Source organism: Pantoea sp. SO10, assembly GCF_005281435.1.
GTDB lineage: Bacteria > Pseudomonadota > Gammaproteobacteria > Enterobacterales > Enterobacteriaceae > Pantoea > Pantoea leporis.
The window spans coordinates 3,721,644-3,743,616 of the sequence record NZ_CP040095.1 but is presented as its reverse complement, the minus strand read 5'-3'; the positions used below and the strand labels follow the sequence as shown (position 1 = coordinate 3,743,616).

General features: G+C 54.7%; 24 protein-coding genes. 20 read left to right on the top strand and 4 right to left on the bottom strand.

Features of this window, described 5'->3' with window-relative positions; genetic code table 11:
• Nucleotides 1–25 precede the first annotated feature (25 nt).
• The 12 genes from mutL (at nucleotide 26) to FCN45_RS17170 (ending at nucleotide 14,464) form a co-directional block, all read left to right on the top strand.
• On the top strand, nucleotides 26–1,879 hold the full coding sequence (mutL, locus tag FCN45_RS17225) for a DNA mismatch repair endonuclease MutL (RefSeq protein WP_137386608.1): 1,854 nt from the start codon (nucleotides 26–28) through the stop codon (nucleotides 1,877–1,879).
• A complete protein-coding gene (gene miaA, locus FCN45_RS17220; RefSeq protein WP_137386607.1) occupies nucleotides 1,872–2,813 on the top strand; it encodes a tRNA (adenosine(37)-N6)-dimethylallyltransferase MiaA in 942 nt (313 codons plus the stop codon). The genes mutL and miaA overlap by 8 nt, the downstream gene beginning before the upstream one ends.
• A gap of 110 nt (nucleotides 2,814–2,923) precedes the next feature.
• Entirely contained in the window at nucleotides 2,924–3,241 is a 318-nt protein-coding gene (gene hfq, locus FCN45_RS17215) for an RNA chaperone Hfq (RefSeq protein WP_101762863.1), read from the top strand.
• Nucleotides 3,242–3,321: 80 nt separating this feature from the next.
• Nucleotides 3,322–4,602, top strand: a complete 1,281-nt coding sequence (hflX, locus tag FCN45_RS17210) for a ribosome rescue GTPase HflX (protein ID WP_007892011.1) — start codon at nucleotides 3,322–3,324, stop codon at nucleotides 4,600–4,602.
• Nucleotides 4,603–4,829: 227 nt separating this feature from the next.
• Nucleotides 4,830–6,065: an FtsH protease activity modulator HflK gene (gene hflK / locus FCN45_RS17205; protein ID WP_101762864.1), complete on the top strand. Its 1,236-nt coding sequence runs from the start codon at nucleotides 4,830–4,832 to the stop codon at nucleotides 6,063–6,065.
• A gap of 3 nt (nucleotides 6,066–6,068) precedes the next feature.
• On the top strand, nucleotides 6,069–7,073 hold the full coding sequence (gene hflC / locus FCN45_RS17200) for a protease modulator HflC (RefSeq protein WP_101762865.1): 1,005 nt from the start codon (nucleotides 6,069–6,071) through the stop codon (nucleotides 7,071–7,073).
• A 57-nt stretch (nucleotides 7,074–7,130) separates the two neighbouring features.
• Nucleotides 7,131–7,328 (top strand): DUF2065 family protein, encoded by a 198-nt coding sequence (locus FCN45_RS17195; protein WP_008103612.1) that lies wholly within the window; start codon nucleotides 7,131–7,133, stop codon nucleotides 7,326–7,328.
• A gap of 180 nt (nucleotides 7,329–7,508) precedes the next feature.
• Nucleotides 7,509–8,807, top strand: a complete 1,299-nt coding sequence (locus FCN45_RS17190; RefSeq protein WP_008103611.1) for an adenylosuccinate synthase — start codon at nucleotides 7,509–7,511, stop codon at nucleotides 8,805–8,807.
• Between the two features lie 191 nt (nucleotides 8,808–8,998).
• The gene (gene nsrR / locus FCN45_RS17185) at nucleotides 8,999–9,442 is read left to right on the top strand and encodes a nitric oxide-sensing transcriptional repressor NsrR (protein WP_008103609.1); all 444 of its coding nucleotides are present in this window, start codon (nucleotides 8,999–9,001) and stop codon (nucleotides 9,440–9,442) included.
• Nucleotides 9,443–9,458: 16 nt separating this feature from the next.
• On the top strand, nucleotides 9,459–11,909 hold the full coding sequence (gene rnr, locus FCN45_RS17180; protein ID WP_110867435.1) for a ribonuclease R: 2,451 nt from the start codon (nucleotides 9,459–9,461) through the stop codon (nucleotides 11,907–11,909).
• Between the two features lie 108 nt (nucleotides 11,910–12,017).
• The gene (gene rlmB / locus FCN45_RS17175; protein ID WP_137386606.1) at nucleotides 12,018–12,752 is read left to right on the top strand and encodes a 23S rRNA (guanosine(2251)-2'-O)-methyltransferase RlmB; all 735 of its coding nucleotides are present in this window, start codon (nucleotides 12,018–12,020) and stop codon (nucleotides 12,750–12,752) included.
• A gap of 83 nt (nucleotides 12,753–12,835) precedes the next feature.
• On the top strand, nucleotides 12,836–14,464 hold the full coding sequence (locus FCN45_RS17170) for an isovaleryl-CoA dehydrogenase (RefSeq protein ID WP_137386605.1): 1,629 nt from the start codon (nucleotides 12,836–12,838) through the stop codon (nucleotides 14,462–14,464).
• On the opposite strand, the gene bsmA is transcribed toward FCN45_RS17170, so the two are convergent.
• Nucleotides 14,438–14,764, bottom strand: a complete 327-nt coding sequence (bsmA, locus tag FCN45_RS17165; protein WP_137386604.1) for a biofilm peroxide resistance protein BsmA — start codon at nucleotides 14,762–14,764, stop codon at nucleotides 14,438–14,440. The genes FCN45_RS17170 and bsmA overlap by 27 nt on opposite strands.
• A gap of 54 nt (nucleotides 14,765–14,818) precedes the next feature.
• Nucleotides 14,819–16,750 carry a methyl-accepting chemotaxis protein gene (locus FCN45_RS17160; protein ID WP_137386603.1) on the bottom strand — a complete coding sequence of 644 codons (1,932 nt, stop codon included), beginning with the start codon at nucleotides 16,748–16,750 and terminating at the stop codon, nucleotides 14,819–14,821.
• A 158-nt stretch (nucleotides 16,751–16,908) separates the two neighbouring features.
• On the opposite strand from FCN45_RS17160, the gene yjfP reads away from it, so the two are divergent.
• Entirely contained in the window at nucleotides 16,909–17,658 is a 750-nt protein-coding gene (gene yjfP / locus FCN45_RS17155; RefSeq protein ID WP_137386602.1) for an esterase, read from the top strand.
• Between the two features lie 46 nt (nucleotides 17,659–17,704).
• Here yjfP and FCN45_RS17150 read toward each other — a convergent pair whose 3' ends face one another.
• Nucleotides 17,705–17,914, bottom strand: coding sequence for a hypothetical protein (locus tag FCN45_RS17150; RefSeq protein WP_137386601.1), 210 nt, complete (start codon nucleotides 17,912–17,914; stop codon nucleotides 17,705–17,707).
• A 386-nt stretch (nucleotides 17,915–18,300) separates the two neighbouring features.
• On the opposite strand from FCN45_RS17150, the gene rpsF reads away from it, so the two are divergent.
• The 4 genes from rpsF to rplI are packed head-to-tail and all read left to right on the top strand — an operon-like array spanning nucleotide 18,301 to nucleotide 19,741.
• Nucleotides 18,301–18,696, top strand: coding sequence for a 30S ribosomal protein S6 (rpsF, locus tag FCN45_RS17145; protein WP_101762874.1), 396 nt, complete (start codon nucleotides 18,301–18,303; stop codon nucleotides 18,694–18,696).
• A gap of 6 nt (nucleotides 18,697–18,702) precedes the next feature.
• Complete coding sequence (gene priB, locus FCN45_RS17140) at nucleotides 18,703–19,020, top strand: primosomal replication protein N (RefSeq protein ID WP_007892027.1); 318 nt, start codon at nucleotides 18,703–18,705, stop codon at nucleotides 19,018–19,020.
• Nucleotides 19,021–19,024: 4 nt separating this feature from the next.
• Nucleotides 19,025–19,252: a 30S ribosomal protein S18 gene (rpsR, locus tag FCN45_RS17135; RefSeq protein WP_002210155.1), complete on the top strand. Its 228-nt coding sequence runs from the start codon at nucleotides 19,025–19,027 to the stop codon at nucleotides 19,250–19,252.
• A gap of 39 nt (nucleotides 19,253–19,291) precedes the next feature.
• Nucleotides 19,292–19,741 (top strand): 50S ribosomal protein L9, encoded by a 450-nt coding sequence (gene rplI / locus FCN45_RS17130; protein ID WP_137386600.1) that lies wholly within the window; start codon nucleotides 19,292–19,294, stop codon nucleotides 19,739–19,741.
• Between the two features lie 56 nt (nucleotides 19,742–19,797).
• On the opposite strand, the gene FCN45_RS17125 is transcribed toward rplI, so the two are convergent.
• Nucleotides 19,798–20,451 carry a LysM-like peptidoglycan-binding domain-containing protein gene (locus FCN45_RS17125; protein ID WP_168197469.1) on the bottom strand — a complete coding sequence of 218 codons (654 nt, stop codon included), beginning with the start codon at nucleotides 20,449–20,451 and terminating at the stop codon, nucleotides 19,798–19,800.
• A gap of 216 nt (nucleotides 20,452–20,667) precedes the next feature.
• Here FCN45_RS17125 and fklB point away from each other — a divergent pair, with 216 nt between their 5' ends.
• The 3 genes from fklB (at nucleotide 20,668) to FCN45_RS17110 (ending at nucleotide 21,971) form a co-directional block, all read left to right on the top strand.
• Complete coding sequence (fklB, locus tag FCN45_RS17120) at nucleotides 20,668–21,288, top strand: FKBP-type peptidyl-prolyl cis-trans isomerase (RefSeq protein WP_137386599.1); 621 nt, start codon at nucleotides 20,668–20,670, stop codon at nucleotides 21,286–21,288.
• Nucleotides 21,289–21,416: 128 nt separating this feature from the next.
• The gene (locus FCN45_RS17115; RefSeq protein ID WP_101762875.1) at nucleotides 21,417–21,665 is read left to right on the top strand and encodes a type II toxin-antitoxin system Phd/YefM family antitoxin; all 249 of its coding nucleotides are present in this window, start codon (nucleotides 21,417–21,419) and stop codon (nucleotides 21,663–21,665) included.
• Nucleotides 21,666–21,971, top strand: coding sequence for a type II toxin-antitoxin system RelE/ParE family toxin (locus FCN45_RS17110; RefSeq protein WP_137386598.1), 306 nt, complete (start codon nucleotides 21,666–21,668; stop codon nucleotides 21,969–21,971).
• The last annotated feature ends 2 nt before the right edge of the window (nucleotides 21,972–21,973 follow it).

Here is a 21,973-nt window from a genome sequence, read left to right as displayed (position 1 = left end):
CCAACCAGCCAGAAGGATCACCACCATGCCAATACAGATTTTACCGCCGCAGCTGGCGAACCAGATTGCCGCAGGCGAAGTGGTTGAGCGCCCGGCGTCGGTCGTAAAAGAGCTGGTGGAAAACAGCCTTGATGCCGGCGCCACGCGCATTGACGTCGATATTGAGAAAGGTGGCGCGAAGCTCATCCGCATTCGCGACAACGGCTGCGGCATCGCCAAAGCCGAGCTTGCAATGGCATTGGCGCGGCATGCGACCAGCAAAATTGCTTCGCTTGATGACCTTGAGGCGATCATGAGCCTCGGCTTTCGTGGCGAAGCGCTTGCCAGTATCAGTTCCGTTTCTCGTTTAACGCTGACTTCACGCACCGCCGACCAAAGCGAAGCCTGGCAAGCCTACGCGGAAGGGCGCGACATGGATGTGACGGTGAAACCGGCTGCGCATCCGGTGGGCACCTCGCTGGAAGTGCTCGACCTGTTCTATAACACGCCCGCTCGCCGCAAATTCATGCGCACTGAAAAGACCGAGTTTACCCATATCGATGAGGTGATTCGTCGTATTGCGCTGGCACGCTTTGACGTCGCTATTTCGCTTAGCCACAACGGTAAGTTAATGCGTCAGTATCGCGCGGTCAGTGAAGATGCGCAGCGGGAGCGGCGTTTAGGGGCCATTTGCGGCACCACGTTTATGCAGCACGCTTTACGCATTGAGTGGCAGCACGATGATTTAGCGCTGCGCGGTTGGGTCGCCGATCCTCAGGGTTCGCGCCAGGTTACCGATCTGCAATATTGCTACGTCAACGGACGCATGATGCGCGACAAGCTCATCAATCACGCGATTCGTCAGGCTTATCAAACGCAGCTTGGTGACGATCAGCAGCCAGCTTACGTGCTCTATCTGGAGATCGACCCGCATCAGGTGGATGTCAACGTCCATCCGGCTAAGCACGAGGTGCGTTTTCATCAGTCGCGTCTGGTACATGATTTTATCTGGCAAGGCGTGATGAGTGCGTTGCAAGCCAGCCGCGCGCCGGAATTGCCCATCGCCCACGCCGAAGAACCAGCGCCGAAGTGGCAGCCAGAAAACCGTCAGGCGGCAGGCGCGAACCACTTTGCACAACCCAGCAACACGCCACGCAGCGGCGGCGCTTCTGCGGCCGCGAGTGCGAACTGGCAGAACAAAGAGCCGGTTTACAGTGCGCGTGAAGGTAATGCCTATAAGCAGTTGATGAAAACGCCGATGGTAGAAACGCCGCGCGCTGCGCCAGTTCCTGCCGCGGCTCCGGTACGTCTGCCGGAAAAGCGTGAAGCGCCGCTGGCCGCCCATGCGCAAAGCTTCGGCCGCGTGTTAAGCGTTTTGCAGGATCGTTATGCGCTGCTGGAGCGTGGTAGCGCATTGCAATTGTTATCGCTGGCCGTGGCGGCGCGCTGGCTAAAACAGGCCCAGCTTGAACCAGGGGAAGAGGGTTTAAAACCGCAGCCGCTCCTGATCCCGGTGCGCCTGAAAATTGCTGCGCCCGAGCTGGCCGCCATCGCCGATCATGCCGCGCTGCTGAGCCAGATGGGCATTGATTTACAACGAGAAGGGCAACACGTGACGTTGCGCGCGGTGCCTTTACCGTTACGAACACAAAATTTACAAATCTTGATTCCAGAACTGTTAGGCTACCTGGCCCGGCAGCAAGAGGTTTCTGCATCCACGTTGGCCCAATGGCTGGCGCGTCGAGATGAGGCAGAAGACGCTCACTGGAATCACTCGCAGGCGATTGCACTGCTGGCAGAGCTGGAAAGGCTTTGTCCGCAACTGCTGAAGTCGCCGCCTTCAGGTCTGTTACAGACCATTGAGATTGAGAGCGCGCTAAACGCGTTGAAGCATGAGTGAACTAAACCAGGCTAGCCGGCCAAAGGCAATTTTTTTGATGGGGCCTACCGCCTCCGGTAAGACGGCATTAGCGATTTCGCTGCGTCAGCAACTTCCGGTGGAACTTATTAGCGTTGACTCTGCCTTAATCTATCGCGGGATGGATATTGGCACGGCGAAACCGTCGGCAGAAGAGTTAGCACTGGCGCCCCATCGTTTGCTGGACATTCGCGATCCGTCGGAAGCGTATTCCGCCGCAGAATTTCGTCGCGATGCGTTGGCAGAAATGGCGGATATCACCCGGAAGGGGAAGATTCCGTTGCTTGTTGGTGGAACCATGCTCTACTTCAAGGCGTTACTTGAAGGATTGTCGCCGTTGCCCTCGGCCGATCCCGGGGTGCGTCAGCGAATAGAGCAAATGGCGGCGGAGAAAGGGTGGGAAGCCCTGCACCGTCAGCTGTGTGAAATCGATCCGGTCGCCGGTAGTCGTATTCATCCGAATGATCCGCAGAGACTTTCGCGAGCACTGGAAGTTTTTTTTATTTCGGGTAAAACTTTAACGGAACTGACAAAAACCTCCGGCGAAGCGTTACCCTACGACGTGTACCAGTTTGCTATCGCACCTGCGAGTCGTGAACTGATACATCAACGCATTGCGTTGCGTTACGACCAGATGCTAGCGTCAGGATTTGAAGCGGAGGCTCGTGCACTGTTTGCGCGAGGTGATTTGCATACGGACATGCCTTCCATTCGTTGTGTAGGTTATCGCCAGATGTGGTCTTATTTGTCAGGTGAAATCGATTACGACGAAATGGTTTATCGGGGAATTTGCGCCACTCGGCAGCTCGCTAAACGCCAGATGACCTGGTTACGTGGCTGGCCTGAAGTACACTGGTTAAACAGTGATGAGCCAGAGTTAGCGCGTAATGCGGTGCTTAAGGTAGTTAGTGCGTAGCAGGGATGATTGTGTACAATTGGTCCGTTATCGTGCGCAAATTTTTACGCAGTTTTTCTGAACCACGGTTCTTAAAGCAACAAACAACAAGCATATAAGGAAAAGATAGAATGGCTAAGGGGCAATCTTTACAAGACCCGTTTTTGAACGCATTGCGTCGTGAACGTGTACCGGTTTCGATCTATTTGGTGAATGGTATTAAGCTGCAAGGGCAAATTGAATCCTTTGATCAGTTCGTCATTCTGTTAAAAAACACGGTCAGCCAGATGGTGTATAAACACGCCATCTCTACAGTGGTTCCTTCTCGTCCAGTGTCGCACCATAGCAATAACGCGGGCGGCAGCGGTGGTAGCAGCAACTATCATCACAGCGGAAGCAATCAAAGCGCTCAGTCGCAGCCACAACAAGACGGCGATAACGCAGAGTAATTTTGCGCTGCCGTAAAGCCAGGGCTGGAGAACGAGCACGTTTTCCTGTCCTGGTTATTTTATTTTAGCGAGGTTATAGCTTGTTTGACCGTTATGATGCCGGTGAGCAGGCCGTACTGGTACACATCTGGTTCTCCCAAGACAAAGAGCTGGAAGATTTGCAGGAGTTTGAAACTCTTGTCTCTTCTGCGGGCGTTGAAGCGCTGCAAGTCATTACGGGCAGCCGTAAAGCGCCACATCCCAAATATTTTGTCGGTGAAGGAAAGGCAGTTGAAATTGCCGATGCGGTAAAAGCGAGTGGAGCATCGGTCGTTTTATTCGATCATGCCTTAACTCCTGCTCAGGAACGTAATCTTGAACGGCTGTGCGAATGTCGCGTAATCGATCGCACCGGCTTAATTCTCGATATATTCGCCCAGCGCGCCCGCACCCATGAGGGTAAATTGCAGGTCGAGCTGGCACAACTACGCCATTTAGCAACCCGTTTGGTTCGCGGATGGACACACCTTGAACGCCAGAAAGGCGGTATCGGTTTACGTGGTCCGGGTGAAACTCAGCTGGAAACGGACCGACGCTTGCTGCGTGGCCGTATCAGTCAGATTCTCTCCCGTCTTGAACGCGTCGAAAAACAGCGCGATCAGGGCAGACAAGCGCGTGCCAAAGCTGACGTGCCAACCGTTTCGCTGGTGGGTTACACCAACGCCGGTAAATCCACCCTGTTCAACGCGATTACCTCTGCGGATGTGTACGTAGCGGATCAACTGTTCGCGACACTTGATCCGACATTGCGCCGTCTGAATGTGGCGGATGTGGGTGAAGTGGTGTTAGCAGACACCGTTGGTTTTATCCGTCATTTGCCGCACGACTTAGTTGCGGCGTTTAAAGCCACGCTGCAGGAAACGCGTCAGGCGACATTGCTGCTGCATGTGATTGACGCCGCCGATTTGCGTGTGAATGACAACATTGATGCGGTAAATGAAGTTCTGGAAGAGATTGAAGCTGACGAAATTCCGGCGCTGTTGATCATGAATAAAATCGATATGCTTGAGGACTTTGTGCCGCGTATCGATCGCAACGAAGAGAACCAGCCGATTCGTGTGTGGTTATCTGCACAGAGCGGCGTGGGTCTGCCGTTGCTGTGGCAGGCGCTCTCGGAGCGTTTAGCCGGTGAAATCGCGCAGTACGATTTACGTCTGCCGCCGGAAGCGGGCCGTTTGCGCAGTCGTTTTTATCAGTTGCATGCTATAGAAAAAGAATGGAATGAAGATGATGGCTGTGTGAGTTTGCACGTGCGTATGCCGATCGTTGATTGGCGTCGTCTGTGTAAACAAGAGCCTTCGCTAGCCAGTTATATTGTTTGAAATTGCCCAAACGCCTTTACTCAATATCTTTTAGATTGTCGTCATTATCGTTGCAGGCCGTATGTGCAGGATTTACCCGAATATTTCGGATTCCAGCAAGGCGGCAACTGAGTGAATCCCCAGGAGCTTACATCAGTAGGTGACTGGGGTGAACGAAGGCAGCCAACGAAGCTGCAATCCGAAAGATGAAGGGTAAAAAACGTAAATACAATAAATGGAGTAGAAACATGGCGTGGAATCAGCCCGGAAATAACGGACAGGACCGCGACCCGTGGGGAAGCAGCAATAATCAAGGCGGCAACTCTGGGGGAAATAAAGGAGGTCGCGATCAGGGACCACCTGATCTGGATGATATCTTCCGAAAGTTGAGTAAAAAACTCGGCGGACTGGGCGGTGGCAAACAGAATGACAATGGCCAGCGCAGCGGCGGTAGCGGTGGCAAAGTGGTTGGCATTGTTGCCGTAGCGGCAGTCGTTATCTGGGCGGCTAGCGGTTTCTACACCATCAAAGAAGCGGAACGTGGCGTCGTCACGCGCTTTGGCAAATTTAGCCATCTGGTTGAGCCAGGCCTCAACTGGAAACCGACTTTCGTCGATCAGGTTCGCGCCGTAAACGTAGAAGCCGTACGTGAACTGGCGGCGTCTGGCGTGATGTTGACGTCGGATGAAAACGTAGTGCGCGTTGAGATGAACGTGCAGTACCGCGTGACCGATCCTGAGCGTTATCTGTATGCCGTGACCAGCGCCGACGACAGCCTGCGTCAGGCCACCGACAGCGCCTTGCGTGGCGTGATTGGTCGCTCGACCATGGACCGCATCCTGACGGAAGGTCGTACCGTGGTACGTAGCGAAACTCAGCGTGAGCTTGACGAGACTATCCGTCCTTACAACATGGGTATTACCCTGCTGGACGTAAACTTCCAGGCGGCGCGCCCACCAGAAGAAGTAAAAGCCGCGTTTGATGATGCGATTGCCGCGCGTGAAAACCGTGAACAATACGTCCGTGAAGCTGAAGCTTATTCGAACGAAGTTCAGCCGCGTGCTAATGGTCAGGCGCAACGTATCCTCGAAGAGGGTCGTGCTTACAAAGAACGTACGGTGTTAGAAGCGCAGGGTGAAGTGGCGCGTTTTGCTCGCTTGCTGCCTGAATATAAAGCTGCACCAGAAATCACGAAAGAGCGTCTCTATATTGAAACCATGGAACGTGTGCTGAGTCATACCCGCAAGGTATTGATCAGCGATCGTGGTAATAATTTGACGGTCCTGCCATTGGATCAACTGATGCGCGGTGGTCAGGCATCTGGCCAGGGCGGTCAGAAAATGACGAATCTAATGAAGTCTCCTTCGTCGTCCGATAGTAATGCGAGCCGTGGAGATTCTTCATCTTACAGTCCAGACAGCATCATGGATCAGCGTCGCGCCAATGCGCTGCGCAACGATACCCAGCGCCAGGGGAGGGAGTAATCGATGCGTAAGCCAATCATCGCCGTAATTATTGTAGTGCTGGTGGTGCTTTACGCGTCACTGTTCGTGGTGCAGGAAGGCCAACGCGGCATCGTGCTGCGCTTTGGTAAGGTTCTGCGTGATGACGAAAACAAACCGCTGGTGTACGCACCGGGTCTGCATTTCAAAATTCCGTTTATCGAAACCATGAAATCACTGGATGCGCGCATTCAGACCATGGATAACCAGGCTGACCGCTTTGTTACCAAAGAGAAGAAAGACCTGATCGTTGATTCTTACATCAAGTGGCGCATCAGTGACTTCAGCCGTTACTACCTGGCAACCGGTGGTGGCGACGTTTCTCAGGCAGAAGTGCTGCTGAAACGTAAGTTCAGTGACCGTCTGCGTTCTGAAATGGGTCGTCTGGATGTGAAAGACATCGTGACTGATTCACGTGGCCGTTTAACCACCGACGTGCGTGATGCCCTGAACACCGGCAGCGCTGGCAATGATGATGACGTTCAGACGCCAGCAGCGGATGATGCGATTGCGAGTGCGGCAGCACGTGTAGAACGTGAAACCAACAGCAGTGAGCCGGCACCAAACCCGAACAGCATGGCTGCGTTAGGTATTGAAGTTGTCGACGTGCGCATCAAGCAGATCAACCTGCCGACTGAAGTGTCTGACGCGATCTACAACCGTATGCGCGCCGAGCGTGAAGCGGTAGCGCGTAGTCAGCGTTCACAAGGTCAGGAAGAGGCAGAGAAACTGCGTGCACAGGCCGATTATCAGGTTACGCGCACGCTGGCAGAAGCACAGCGTGAAGCGCTGATTTCGCGCGGTGAAGGTGATGGTGAAGCGGCAAAACTGTTTGCTGATGCCTTCAGCCAGGATCCGGATTTCTATGCCTTTATCCGCAGCCTGCGCGCCTATGAGAATAGCTTCTCAGACAATCAGGATGTGCTGGTGCTGAGCCCGGATAGCGATTTCTTCCGCTATATGAAAGCGCCCTCTAACGCCACGCGTTAAGAACTGATATAAAGTCCAGGCCGACAATGTTGTCGGCCTTTTTTTTGGGAAAAAATCATGAACTCAACCATCTGGATGGCGCTGGCTTTGGTTTTGGTGCTGGAAGGACTTGGACCGATGTTTATGCCACGTGCGTGGCGGCGGATGATTCTGGCGATGACGCAGTTGCCCGATCGTCTCTTGCATCGTTTTGGTGGCGGTTTAGTGGTGGCCGGCGTGGTGATTTACGCCATGATCAGTATGCATGCGCGTTAATCAGCCTGAAATTATGTGAGGCCGCCCGACTCAATTGTGTCTGTTGGCCGCTGTTCCCCCAACATGTTGTGAGCTGAGCAAAACTCAGGCAAAAAACAGCGCAATCGTATGCTAAAAGTGCTGAAAGAGTAAAAGTCAGGTGGTAGAATCCATTTTTAAGCAATCGGTGATTTTGAAAAAATGGGTAAGAACGTCGTCGTACTGGGCACCCAATGGGGTGACGAAGGTAAAGGTAAGATCGTAGACCTTCTGACAGAACGCGCGAATTACGTCGTGCGTTACCAAGGTGGCCATAATGCAGGCCACACACTTGTCATCAACGGTGAAAAAACCGTCCTCCACTTAATTCCATCTGGCATTCTGCGTGAAAACGTTACCAGCATCATTGGTAACGGCGTTGTCCTGTCGCCTGAAGCGCTGATGAAAGAGATGAAAGGTCTGGAAGAGCGCGGTGTGCCGGTACGTGAACGTCTGTTGATCTCTGAAGCCTGCCCATTGATTCTGCAGTACCACGTAGCAATGGATGTGGCGCGCGAAAAAGCGCGTGGCGCTAAAGCTATCGGCACCACCGGTCGCGGTATCGGTCCTGCCTATGAAGATAAAGTGGCACGTCGCGGTCTGCGCGTGAGCGATCTCTTCAACAAAGAAACCTTTGCGGTGAAGCTGAAAGAGATCGTCGATTTCTACAACTTCCAGCTGGTTAACTATTACAAAACCGACGCAGTTGACTACGAAAAAGTGCTGAGTGATACGCTGGCTGTGGCCGATATCATTACCAGCATGGTGGTTGATGTGTCTGATCTGCTGGACGGCGCGCGCAAGCGTGGCGACCTGATCATGTTTGAAGGTGCGCAGGGTACGCTGCTGGATATCGACCACGGTACCTATCCGTACGTGACCTCCTCAAACACCACCGCAGGTGGCGTAGCGACGGGTTCAGGTATTGGTCCACGGTATGTTGATTACGTGCTGGGTATCGTGAAAGCCTACTCAACGCGCGTGGGTGCCGGTCCATTCCCGACCGAACTGTTCGATGAAACCGGCGAGTTCCTGTGTGCTCAAGGTAACGAGTTCGGCGCGACCACCGGTCGTCGTCGTCGTACCGGCTGGCTGGATGCGGTTGCCGTTCGCCGTGCCGTACAGATCAACTCCCTGTCAGGTTTCTGCATGACCAAACTGGACGTGCTGGATGGCCTGAAAGAAGTGAAAATCTGTGTGGCTTATCGCATGCCAGATGGCCGCGAAATGACCACCACGCCGCTGGCAGCTGAAGGCTGGGAAGGCATTGAGCCGATTTACGAAACCATGCCAGGCTGGAGCGAGACCACATTCGGCGTCAAGACGCTGGAAGGTCTGCCGCAAGCTGCACGTGACTACATCAAACGTGTAGAAGAAGTGACCGGTGTGCCGATTGATATTATTTCTACCGGCCCAGACCGCAGTGAGACCATGATTCTGCGCGACCCGTTCGACGCATAATCTCCTCAGGCCGGACTCCGTCCGGCCTTTGTATTTCTAATCTTTGACTCCACTCACTCTATTTTTTCTTGCAAATATCGATACTTGCCGGAAAAAAACGCACCGGCCACCACGCTCTGGTTTATCATCATATTTAAACATCACGCCGACCGGCGCATAACCATAACGTTCGATGATTCACTGAGGTATATGTGCAGCTAACAAGTTTTACCGATTATGGTCTGCGTGCCCTGATTTACATGGCGACGTTACCGGAAGGTAAGCAGACCAACATTACCGAAGTCACCGATACCTACGGGGTGTCGCGTAACCATATGGTTAAAATCATCAATCAACTTAGCCGGGCTGGCTTTGTCGCCGCAACACGCGGTAAAAACGGCGGAATTCGTTTAGGCATGGACCCGGAAAAAATCGTCATTGGCGATGTGGTGCGAAGAATGGAGCCATTGCAGCTCGTGAACTGCGACGAGTGTGTGATCACGCCAGCCTGTCGTTTGCGTAAAGCATTGCACGATGCGGTCCAGCTATTCCTCAAGGAACTGGACAAGTATACGCTGGCCGATTTGGTCAAAGATAACGATTCGCTGTACCAACTTTTATTGTCCGAACCGCCGGTGGCAATCCAAATTAAATGACATCGGAGGAACCGTAATGTCAAAAGATCCTTATCAGGATAGAGAAGCTGAAAAATACGAAAACCCAATTCCAAGCCGCGAATTTATTCTGGCACTGCTGGAAAAACGCGAAAAGCCGACCAGCCGCGATGACATCGCGCAGGAATTGAATATCACCAGCGAAGAGCAGCTGGAAGCGCTGCGTCGTCGTCTGCGCGCCATGGAGCGCGATGGCCAGCTGGTGTTTACTCGCCGTCAATGTTACGCCCTGCCAGAACGTCTTGATCTGCTTCGCGGTAAAGTGATTGGCCATCGCGATGGCTATGGCTTCCTGCGCGTAGAAGGTCAGAAAGATGATTTCTATCTCTCTGCTGAGCAGATGAAATTCTGCCTGCATGGCGACGTGATTCTGGCGCAGCCAGGCAGCGCCGATCGTAAAGGTCGTCGTGAAGCGCGCGTGGTGCGCGTGCTTGAGCCACGTAACAGCCAGATCGTCGGCCGCTACTTTACCGATGCAGGTACTGGTTTTGTGGTGCCGGATGACAGCCGCCTGAGTTTTGACATCCTGATCCCGCAAGAAGAAACGCTTAACGCGCGTATGGGTTCAGTGGTGGTGGTTGAAATCACCCAACGTGCGACGCGTCGCACCAAAGCGATCGGCAAAGTGACCGAGCTGCTGGGCGACGATATGGGCACCAGCCTTGCGGTCGATATGGCGGTGCGCACCCATGAAATCCCGCACACATGGCCGGAAGAAGTTGAGAAGCAGATCGCTAAGCTGAAAGAAGAAGTACCGGAAGAAGCGAAGCTGGGACGTGTTGATTTACGTAAGTTGCCGCTGGTCACCATTGATGGTGAAGATGCGCGTGACTTTGATGATGCGGTTTTCTGCGAGAAGAAACGCGGCGGCGGCTGGCGTTTATGGGTGGCCATTGCCGACGTCAGCTATTACGTACGTCCGGGCACGCCGCTGGACGATGAAGCGCATCAGCGCGGCACCTCGGTCTATTTCCCGTCGCAGGTTATCCCGATGCTGCCGGAGATTCTCTCCAACGGCTTGTGCTCGCTGAATCCGCAGGTTGATCGTTTGTGCATGGTGTGTGAGATGACCATCTCCTCCAGCGGCAAACTTACCGGTTTCAAACACTATGAAGCGGTGATGAATTCCCATGCGCGACTGACCTACAACAAAGTGTGGAACATTCTGCAAGGTGATGCCGATCTGCGTGAACAATACGCGGCTCAGGTTCCTCATCTGCACGAGTTGCACAACATGTATCAGGTGCTGGAAACCGCGCGCGAGCAGCGTGGCGGCATTTCGTTTGAGACCGATGAACCCAAGTTCATCTTCAACGCCGAGCGTCGCATTGAGCGCGTTGAGCGCACCTCACGCAATGATGCGCATAAGCTGATTGAAGAGTGTATGATTCTCGCCAACATCGCCTCGGCGCGTTTTGTTGAGAAAAATGAAGAGCCTGCGCTGTTCCGCGATCACGATCGTCCAAGCGAAGACAGCATCAAAAGCTTCCGTACCGTACTGAACGAGCTGGGCTTAAGCCTGCCGGGTGGCACTAAGCCACACCCGACCGATTATGCCGCCTTGCTGAAGCAAGTGGCCGATCGCCCAGACGCAGAAATGCTGCAAACCATGCTGCTGCGTTCGATGAAACAGGCGGTTTACGATCCTGAAAACCGGGGTCACTTCGGCCTGGCGCTGGCGTCGTACGCGCACTTCACCTCGCCGATTCGCCGCTATCCGGATTTGCTGTTGCATCGCGCCATCAAATATCTGCTGGCAAAAGAGCGCGGCGAAGTGGACGGCATCACCACGCCGACCGGCGGCTATCACTACGACATGCAGCAGATGCTGCAGCTGGGCCAGCACTGTTCACTGACCGAGCGCCGTGCTGATGAAGCCACGCGCGATGTTGCCGATTGGCTGAAGTGTGACTTCATGCAGGATCAGGTCGGCAACGTGTTCAACGGCGTGATCTCCAGTGTGACCGGCTTTGGTTTCTTCGTGCGTCTTAACGAACTGTTTATCGATGGTTTGGTGCACGTTTCCTCGCTGGATAACGACTATTATCGCTTCGATGCGGTGGGTCAGCGTCTGATTGGTGAATCCGGCGGCCGTACTTATCGTCTGGGCGATGCGGTGGAAGTGCGCGTTGAAGCCGTGCATATGGACGAGCGTAAAATCGACTTCGCGCTGATCTCCAGCAAGCGTGTACCGCGCGGCGAAGGCAAAACCGAACGTGAGCGCGAGAAACGCGGTGGCAAACCGCCAGCCAAGCGTCGTCGTGATGCCGGCAAGAAGGGCACTTTCGAACCTGATTCAGCGTTCCGCGGCGAAAAGAAAAAGACTGCGGTTGCTGAAAAACCGGCTAAAACCGAGAAAAAAGGCAAAAAAGTCTCCGAGAAAACCCGTAAAATCGCCGCCGCCACCAAGTCTAAGCGCGCGTCGAAGAAGCAGCCTGACGAAGCCTGATAGTTTGGTCGCCTTGCAGGGCGACCTGACGAAACCGTTGTAGGGTGCGCGTTCCTGCGCACCTGAATCTCCGAATTCAACGATCTAAATCCAACCTTGAGCAAAGTAATGAGTGAAATAATTTTTGGTATTCATAGCGTGCAGGCGCTGCTGGAGCGCGATCCTCAGCGTTTTCAGGAAGTCTTTATCCTTAAAGGCCGCGACGATCGTCGCCTGCAGCCGCTGATCCTCGCGCTGGAAGCTCAGGGAATCCCGGTGCAGGTGGCGAACCGTCAATGGCTCGATAGCCAGGTTGAAGGCGGCGTGCATCAGGGCATCGTGGCGCGCGTGAAGCCGGGCAAGCAGTATCAGGAAGGTGATTTACCGGATCTGCTGCAGAGCCTTGAGAAGCCGTTCCTGCTGGTGCTGGATGGCGTTACCGATCCGCATAATCTCGGTGCTTGCCTGCGCAGCGCGGATGCTGCGGGCGTGCATGCGGTCATCGTGCCAAAAGACCGCGCAGCACCGTTGAATGCCACCGCGAAGAAAGTGGCCAGCGGCGCAGCGGAAAACGTGCCGTTGATTCGCGTCACCAACCTGGCGCGTACCTTGCGCTTGCTGCAGGAATACAACATCTGGGTGGTGGGCACCGCAGGCGAAGCCGATCACACCGTTTACCAAAGCAAAATGACCGGCCCAATGGCGCTGGTGATGGGCGCGGAAGGTGAAGGCATGCGTCGTTTAACGCGTGAGCATTGCGATGAGCTGATCAGCATCCCAATGGCAGGCAGCGTCTCGTCACTCAACGTGTCAGTTGCCACCGGCGTGTGCTTGTTCGAAGCCGTTCGTCAGCGTCAGGCGTGATCCCCGCCGCAAAAAATTTTCCAGGCCAGGCATAACTGCACATCCTCTTCATACTTGAAAAATGAGTATGAGGAGGACGATATATGATTTGGACCACTCACACCGTATTTAATCAGCCCCATCCACTCAGTAACAGCAATCTGTTCACGCGCGATATCGCCCTGTGCGAGGCCGTTGCACGCGAAGGTGCCAGCTGGGATCGCGAATGGCTGGCTTCCGTCGGCTTGCAACTTGGCAGCGCCGAATCCCTTGAACTAGGCCGCTTAGCTAACGTCGAAGCGCCTGAACTGCTGCGCTACAACGCGCGCGGTGAACGCCTTGACGAAGTGCGTTTTCATCCCGCCTGGCATCTGCTGATGCAGGGATTATGCGCCAGTCGGCTTCACAATCTCAGCTGGCAGCCCGACGTGCAGCCACAGGCGATGGTGGCGCGTGCCGCACGATTTATCCTGCATGCCCAAGTGGAAGCCGGCTCGCTCTGTCCGGTGACCATGACGCACGCCGCCATTCCGCTGCTGCAGAATCATCTGCCTGAACCCTACGCTGACTGGCGCGAAGCGCTGCTCAGCGATCGTTACGATGCGCATCATCTGCCTGGCAACAAGAAACGCGGTCTGTTGATTGGCATGGGCATGACGGAAAAACAGGGCGGCACCGATGTGTTGAGCAACACCACACGCGCCGAACCGCTCGGCGTGCGCGGGGCGGGCGAAGCGTATCGCATCACCGGCCATAAATGGTTTTTCTCGGTCCCGCAAAGCGATGCGCATCTGATTCTGGCGCAAACGTCACAGGGATTGAGTTGCTTCTTCCTGCCACGCTTGCTGCCGGACGGCACGCGCAACGCTATTCGCATCGAACGCCTTAAAAACAAGCTCGGCAATCGCTCCAACGCCAGCGCTGAAGTGGAATTTCAGGATGCTATCGGCTGGCTGATGGGCGAAGAGGGCGAAGGGGTGCGGCTGATCCTCAAAATGGGCGGCATGACGCGCTTCGACTGCGCGCTGGGCAGTCACGGACAGATGCGCCGTGCGCTGTCGATTGCCGTGCATCATGCGCAGCAGCGTCAGGTGATGGGCAAGAACCTTATCGATCAACCGTTGATGCGCGCGGTGCTGGCGCAACAGGCACTACAGCTGGAAGGGCAAACCGCACTGCTGCTGCGGCTGGCGCGCGCCTGGTCAACACCGGCCAGCGAACATGAGCGCTTATACGCACGTCTGTTCACACCCGCCGCCAAATTTGTGATCTGCCAGGCGGGCATGCCTTTTGTGGCAGAAGCGATGGAAGTGTTGGGCGGCATTGGCTATTGCGAAGAGAGCGAGCTGCCGCGTCTTTATCGTGAGATGCCAGTGAATAGCATCTGGGAAGGCGCCGGCAATGTGATGTGCCTGGATGTCATGCGGGTGCTCGGTCGTCACGCCGAGGTGATGACCATGCTGCATGATGAGTTTGAGGCGGTGAAGGGCAGCAATCGTCACTTTGATCGCCGCTGGCGGCAATTACGCTTGCATCTCGCCAACCCGCGTGAAGGGCAGGCGCGAGAAATCACGCGCGAGTTACTGCAGCTGGCAAGTGCCGCGATTCTGCTGAAAGTGGCAGAGCCGCCGCTGGCCGATGGCTGGTGTCAGCAGCAGCTTGATCTGCGCGGCACACGGGCATTAAGCGACGATCTCTGCGCGCGCTTACTGTTGCGCTGCAGCGCCGGTTGACGGCGCGCCATACAGAGTGGCAGTGGCGTACCAGAAGCTGGGAAGGGTGGTTTCATCCAGCATCAGAATTTGATAGTAAACCGCACCCGCCTGATTGGCTTTCGCGGCAATAGCGCGCTGCGCATCATCCGGCGAGCCGCGTGTGGTGGTGGTGATAGTGCCGAGCTTCGGCAGGCCAATACTCTGCGCGCGTGAAATTTCCTGCGCGTGCTGCATGGGCGGCGGCGGAGCTTGTGGCGTGGTGGTGAAAGCGGCGCAGCCGCTGAGCAGCAGCGTTAAGGCCAAATAGAGAGTACGCATAGCAACTCCTGAAGCAGGAAGATGGCTCAAGTGTAAGCCATCTTCCTGTGGCTTTTAGTCCTTCAGATGAAAAATGCTCACCAGCTGCGTTAGATGATGCCCTTTCTTACTCAGATGATTGGCGGTGGTTTCTGACTGGTTAATCATATCGCTGCTTTGATGCGTGGCCTGGCTGATGTGATTCATCGCCAGTTTCACCTGACCAATGCCCGCCGCCTGTTCCTGCGCGGCAATATTGATCTCACCCATTAGCGTTTTAACCTGCTCGATGTGATTGACGATATGGCTCATCGCATCGCGCGTCTGCTCAGATAACGTATGGCCGGCCGCCACTTTATCGATGGAGCTGGCAATCAATCCATCAATCTCTTTGGCTGCCGTAGCACTGCGCTGTGCCAGCGCGCGCACTTCCGCCGCGACCACCGCAAAGCCTTTACCGTGTTCACCGGCGCGAGCGGCTTCAACCGCGGCATTGAGCGCCAGAATGTTGGTCTGGAAGGCGATCGACTCAATCACATGGGTGATATCGGCGATGCTCTGCGACGCCACGCGAATCTCCGACATGGTTTCCACCGAACGTGCCACGGTGCTGCCGCCGTGATTCACGGTATTAGCCGCTTCACCGACCAGCGCCATCGCCTGCCGCACGTTGGCAGCGGTTTGTGCCACGGTGGCGCCAAACTGCTCCATGCTGGCCGAGGTTTCCTCCACGCTGCTGGCCTGACGGCCAATCTGCTCGCTGATGCTGGAGCTGCTGGCGGCGATGGTATCGGTGCCGCTGCTGATTTCCCGCGCCGCCGAACGTACCTGACTAACGACTTTCTCCAGTCCATCGCCAATGCCGTTGATCGCGCTGACCAACTGACCAATCTCATCACGACGTGAAGAGTCGAGATGTGCCTGCAGATTACCAGCGGCGTACTGTTCTGCCAGATGGATCACCTGCTGCAGCGGACGCGTGATGGCGCGGCGGCTGTACCACATAAAGCCAATGGCAAACGCGATCACCAGCGCCAGGCCAATCGCCATAAACAGGTTACGGCTGTGCGTGATTGGCGCCAGCAGGCTGGCACGGCTCACTTCACCGGCGATGATCCAGTTCCAGCCCGGCAGCTGCTGCCACGCCAGCAGTTTGGTTTCGCCATCCAGTTCAATCGCCACTAATCCCTTCGGCTGGCTAAGCAATTGCTGCTGCGTGGCGTTATCCCAGCGCGGCAGTTTGCCTTCAGCGTGACGATCAAACAGATATTGGCCCTGGCTGCTGCCCGGCGTCCCATTCAACACCGAGAAGGTGCCGCTGTCACCAAGATGGCGCGCCAGCACTTTGTCACGCATCAGCGCGTACTGCGCGTCGATCTGTACCCCGACGAACAGAATAGCGATCACCGCGCCGCTGCTATCCTGCACCGGCTGATATTGCGTAATGTAACGATGGCCAAACAGCGTCGCCAGGCCGCGATAGACCGTGCCCTGATTGACGCTGCGCCAGGCGGCGCTGCTGCGATCCAGTTTGGTGCCCACCGCGCGGCTGCCATCCTCTTTTTTCAGCGAGGTGGCGATGCGGATGTAATCTTCGCCGTCACGCACGAAGATGGTGGATACCGCACCAGTACGATCGAGAAAATCATCTACCGCGATCTGATCGAGGTTGAGGGTTTTCAATCCCGCTCGCAGCGTTGGCGTGCTGAATTCACCTACCTGCACACGTTCGCTGTCGTCACGACTAAAACGTTTTGGCAGGAAGCTTTGGAACAGTTTGGTGTAATTCGCCACCTCTTCCGACAGCGTGGCGTTGAACATGGTGGCCATTTCATTAATGCCTTGCACCTGATTCTGCATATCATCGGTGGCCAGTTGCTCCAGCTGACGTGCCGCGTTATGGCTCAGGGTCAAGGTCAGCGTAAATAGCACAATTGCCACGCTCAAAGACGTCAATACAGACAGCTTGATTCCGAGACCCATGGCGCTGAGAGAAAGACGCTTCATAAAGTACCTTTTGAGATTATTGAAGGGGTACAAGATCAACGGCAAAGTGGGCTAAATGTTTAGGGCAGAAATTATTCAAACTTAATGTGAAGTGGCTCGCATTTTGTCAGGCAGCGCTTACACTGAGGCCAGTGATAATCATTCTCAATGGAGGCGGTATGATTGAGTTGGCAACGGAGCATCTGGCAGGCATTGAATGTATCCACGCATCACCGGCCGGGCAGCGCCAGGCGCGCTTGCCGACGGTGTTGTTCTATCACGGTTTTACCTCATCGAAAGAGGTTTACAGCTACTTTGCCGTGGCGCTGGCGCAGGCTGGTTTCCGCGTGATCATGCCCGATGCGGACATGCACGGCGCACGTTACAACGGTGATACCGACGCGCGGATGACCCACTTCTGGGAGATCCTTAAACAGAACATCGATGAAGTGCCGTTGCTGGAAAAGGCGCTGCGCGATAACGACTGGATTGCGGATGAGCGTTTTGCCGTGGCAGGCGCCTCAATGGGCGGCATGACCGCGCTGGGCGCGATGGCACGCTATCCACAGATTCACAGCGTGGCGTGTTTGATGGGTTCCGGCTATTTCATGCAGCTGAGTCATACGCTGTTTCCGCCGCTGGTGGCGCGCACGCCAGAGCAGAAAGAGGCTTTTGCCGCGCGTTTAGCACCGCTGGCGCCTTACGATCCCAGCGAACAGCTGGAGAAACTGGCGAATCGACCTTTGCTGTTGTGGCACGGCGAAGCGGATGAAGTGGTGCCCTTTGCTGAAACGGCGCGTTTGCAGAAAGCCTTAGGCGAGGCAGAACTCGATCACCATGTGACCACGCTATCTGAAAAAAACATCGGCCATAAAATCACGCCTGCGGCCCTGACGGCGCTGGTCAGTTTCTTTAAACATCATTTATAAAAATGCGGGTTGGCGTGATTGGCGCCAGCCCGTTTAGGCTGCCGGACTAAAGTTGTGATGACAACCGTTCGGCGGCGCTGGTATTGGCACTGACTGGGTTACTGCTTGCAGGCGCATCCAGCCGATTGACGTAGACATAGCCTGATGCCGCGTTGCTGCTGTGACTTCTCATCTGCTGCGCGAAGTCAGCGGAGCTGGCAAAAGCGGGTGTAGACAGGAAGAGACCCAGTAAAGTGGCGAAAATGATCGTTTTCATTATCGACTCCTCACTCCAGGGATTGCACTCTCAGACGCGGCGAAAAGCGGAATTCGTTGCGCCTGTAAACAGTGTAGTTCTTAACCAATTTGCCGCCAGATCGTCCCTTTGAACGCCTTCTTCAGAGAATTTGATAAAACCTTCTCTAACTCACTGATGCATTTCACTTAGCACGAAAAGCCGCATCAGCTGGCACGATAGTCGCCATTTGATGAATTGTGCGCTTGAGTTTCCGCAAGGACGCCAGTATGATTACGCGTCAATTTTTCAGCTGCATTCAGAGGTGTGTTTCATTTTTTAAATGATTCGCAACCTATAACGTTCCTTGCTTCCGTGGGCCGCAGCTGACCCTGACAGGAGGCTGAATAATCCGTAAGGAGCTATCGATGCGTCATTACGAAATCGTATTTATGGTCCACCCTGACCAGAGCGAACAGGTTCCAGGTATGATCGAGCGTTACACTGGTGCTATCACCGGTGCACAGGGCACGATTCACCGTCTGGAAGACTGGGGCCGCCGTCAGCTGGCTTACCCAATCAACAAACTGCACAAAGCTCACTATGTTCTGATGAACGTAGAAGCGCCGCAGGAAGTGATTGACGAGCTGGAAACTAACTTCCGCTTCAACGACGCCGTTATCCGCAGCATGGTTATGCGCGTTAAGCACGCGGTAACTGAAGCATCTCCGATGGTTAAAGCTAAAGACGAGCGTCGTGATCGCCGCGAAGACTTTGCTAACGAATCGGCTGATGACTCAGATGCTGGGGATTCTGAAGAGTAATCCGACATGACGGCAAATCGACTGCGCCTGTCTGGCACTGTGTGCAAGACGCCGGTTCGAAAAGTCAGTCCGTCAGGGATTCCTCATTGCCAGTTCGTGCTTGAGCATCGTTCTGTGCAAGAGGAAGCCGGTTTCCACCGGCAAGCCTGGTGTCAAATGCCGGTGATTATCAGCGGCAGCACCCATCAGGTGATTACTCAACATATAACGGTCGGCACGCAACTCACTCTCGAAGGCTTTATTAGCTGCCATCAGGCACGCAATGGTCAGAGCAGAATGGTGTTACATGCCGAGCAGATTGATTTGATAGATTCTGGAGACTAGCCAAATGGCACGTTATTTCCGTCGTCGCAAGTTCTGCCGTTTCACCGCGGAAGGCGTTGTAGAGATTGATTACAAAGATATCGCTACACTGAAAAACTACATTACCGAAAGCGGTAAAATTGTCCCGAGCCGTATTACCGGTACTCGTGCAAAATACCAGCGCCAGCTCGCTCGTTGCATCAAGCGCGCTCGCTACCTGTCCCTGCTTCCGTACACTGATCGTCATCAGTAATCGGTAGTTGTCCATTAACGACTTTAAGAGGATAAGGTAATGCAAGTTATTCTGCTTGATAAAGTAGCAAACCTGGGCAGCCTGGGTGATCAGGTTAACGTTAAAGCGGGCTACGCTCGTAACTTCCTGGTTCCACAGGGTAAAGCTGTTCCTGCTACCAAGAAAAACGTTGAGTTCTTCGAAACACGTCGCGCTGAACTGGAAGCCAAACTGGCTGACGTTCTGGCTGCTGCTAACGCACGTGCAGAGAAAATCAACGCACTGGGCACCGTAACCATCGCGTCTAAATCAGGCGACGCTGGTAAGCTGTTCGGTTCCATCGGTACCCGTGACATCGCTGATGCAGTAACTGCAGCTGGCGTTGAAGTGGCTAAAAGCGAAGTTCGTCTTCCAGAAGGCGTACTGCGCACCACCGGTGAGCACGAAGTTGACTTCCAGATCCATAGCGAAGTCTTCGCTAAACTGGTTGTGAATGTAGTTGCTGAGTAAGTTCACTCAGTAATGCGAAAACGCCGGCCATGTGCCGGCGTTTTTGTTTCTGCGTTTTACTGAGCGCGGATAAAGCTGCCATCTGGCTGGCGCGTAAACAGCACCGGACCGTTGCTGCCATCCACCGTTAAACCGGTCACCATGCCTTGCGCGTTCTGACGAATCTTCACCTGCTGACCATTCTGTAACGCACTCAGCGGCTGCCCATCACCTTCGACTCGCGCCATGGCAAACACATCATTCACCGGTAAATTATTGTCGCGGAACAGCTGCGCCAGCGTCTGGCCTGATGCCACATTATAGGTGCGCCACTCGCCCTGCGAATCGGTTTTCGCCGGCGTGTTCTGCTGTTGATTATTTTCGTAAATTTCCGCCTGCATCGGCACTTCTTTAGCGCCAGTGTCCGCCGGACGCTCAACCGGATATTGCGGCGTGCTGCTCGGCCAGAGAAACGCCAGCAGCAGCACCAGCAGGGCAATGACGATGCCGCGACGATGAAAAGCGGGTAGCGGATCCATCCAGCGCACATCATCCAGCAAATGCCAGACGCGCTGTAGTGCGGCGGGAACGCGGGAAGGGTGATCGGAAGCCATTCGTGAATCCTCCTCGCTGGCGGCCTGGCGCGGAATGCGCGGCAGCCAACGTTGCAACCAAGGTAATAAAGTACGCGGTGCGCGCGTCCTGCGACGTCGTGGGGCGATCTGGCCCATGTATTCTCTCTTGTTCCGACGGTGGCGGGTGAAAACCTCGCCACAGCTATAGTATGAGTAATGCTGACAGGAAGTGCCTGGCAGCATTGAAAAATTTGACCGCTGTATTGTTTCCGTTTCGCCGGGAAATGTCATCTGCGGCGCGTGAGATTTTACGCCAGCCGCCCGCGCTGGTATGCTGCCGGTTCTATTTTTCTCCGGGATTAAGGAATCAAGATGACGACCCCTTCATTCGACAGCGTCGAATCACAAGCAAGTTACGGTATCGGTTTACAGGTAGGCCAGCAGCTGCAAGAGTCTGGACTGCAGGGTCTGCAGCCAGAAGCACTGCTCGCCGGCCTGCGCGACGCGCTGGAAGGGAACTCACCGGCCGTCCCGGTTGACGTGGTACATCGCGCACTGCGTGAAGTGCACGAGCGCGCTGAAGGCGTGCGTCGTGAGCGTGTAGAAGCGATGGCGGCAGAAGGTCAGACTTTCCTTAAGCAGAACGCACAACGCGAAGGCGTAAGCAGCACCGAAACCGGTCTGCAGTTCAGCGTCATCACGCAGGGCGAAGGTCCAATTCCTTCACGTCAGGATCGTGTGCGCGTGCATTACACCGGCAAACTGATCGATGGCACGGTATTCGACAGCTCAGTCGCGCGTGGCGAACCCGCAGAATTCCCGGTTAGCGGCGTAATCGCCGGCTGGATCGAAGCGCTGACGCTGATGCCGGTCGGTTCCAAGTGGGAACTGGCGATTCCACACAACCTCGCTTACGGCGAGCGCGGTGCTGGCGCCTCCATCCCGCCATTCAGCACCCTGATCTTCGAAGTTGAACTGCTGGAAATTCTGTAAGTCGCCAAGTTGATTCTCAAAACCGGCACACGATCGTGCCGGTTTTTTTATATCTGTAGAACAAGCTGGTTTTAAATTAATCAGCGTATATAATGTGCGAATCGAACGATTCACACGAAAGGTGCGGTATGCATTCACTTTCCGCCAACGAAGCCAAAACCCAATTTGGCGATATGCTGCTGAAAGCGCAGCGTGAGCCTGTCCAGATTAGCCGTAATGGAAAGCCGGTAGCAGTGGTCATCTCCGCTGAGGAGTATCAGGCGATAGAGGCCATGAAGCAGCAATTTTTGCAGGAAAAAATTGCCCGAGCCAGAAATGATATTGCCAACGGACAACTGACCGATGGTGAAACCTTTTTCGACCAACTGCTGGATTAAATGGCTAATTATCAGCTTACGGATGAAGCGCGACAGGATCTTGTCGATATTCGCCGGTTCACTATGCAGAACTGGGGTGATGCGCAATCAAAAATCTATTTAAGGCGTTTGCAGGAGACGTTACGCACGCTGGCAGAAATGCCGGCATTGGGAAAAAGCAGAGCGCTGGATGTTGCAGAAGGTGTGCTCAGCTTTCCCTATGTCAGCCACATGGTTTATTACCAGCCAGGCCAGAAAGGCATTATTATTTTGGCGGTATTACATCAGAGCAGGGTGCCAGCTATGCATCTGGCAACCCGCTTATAACA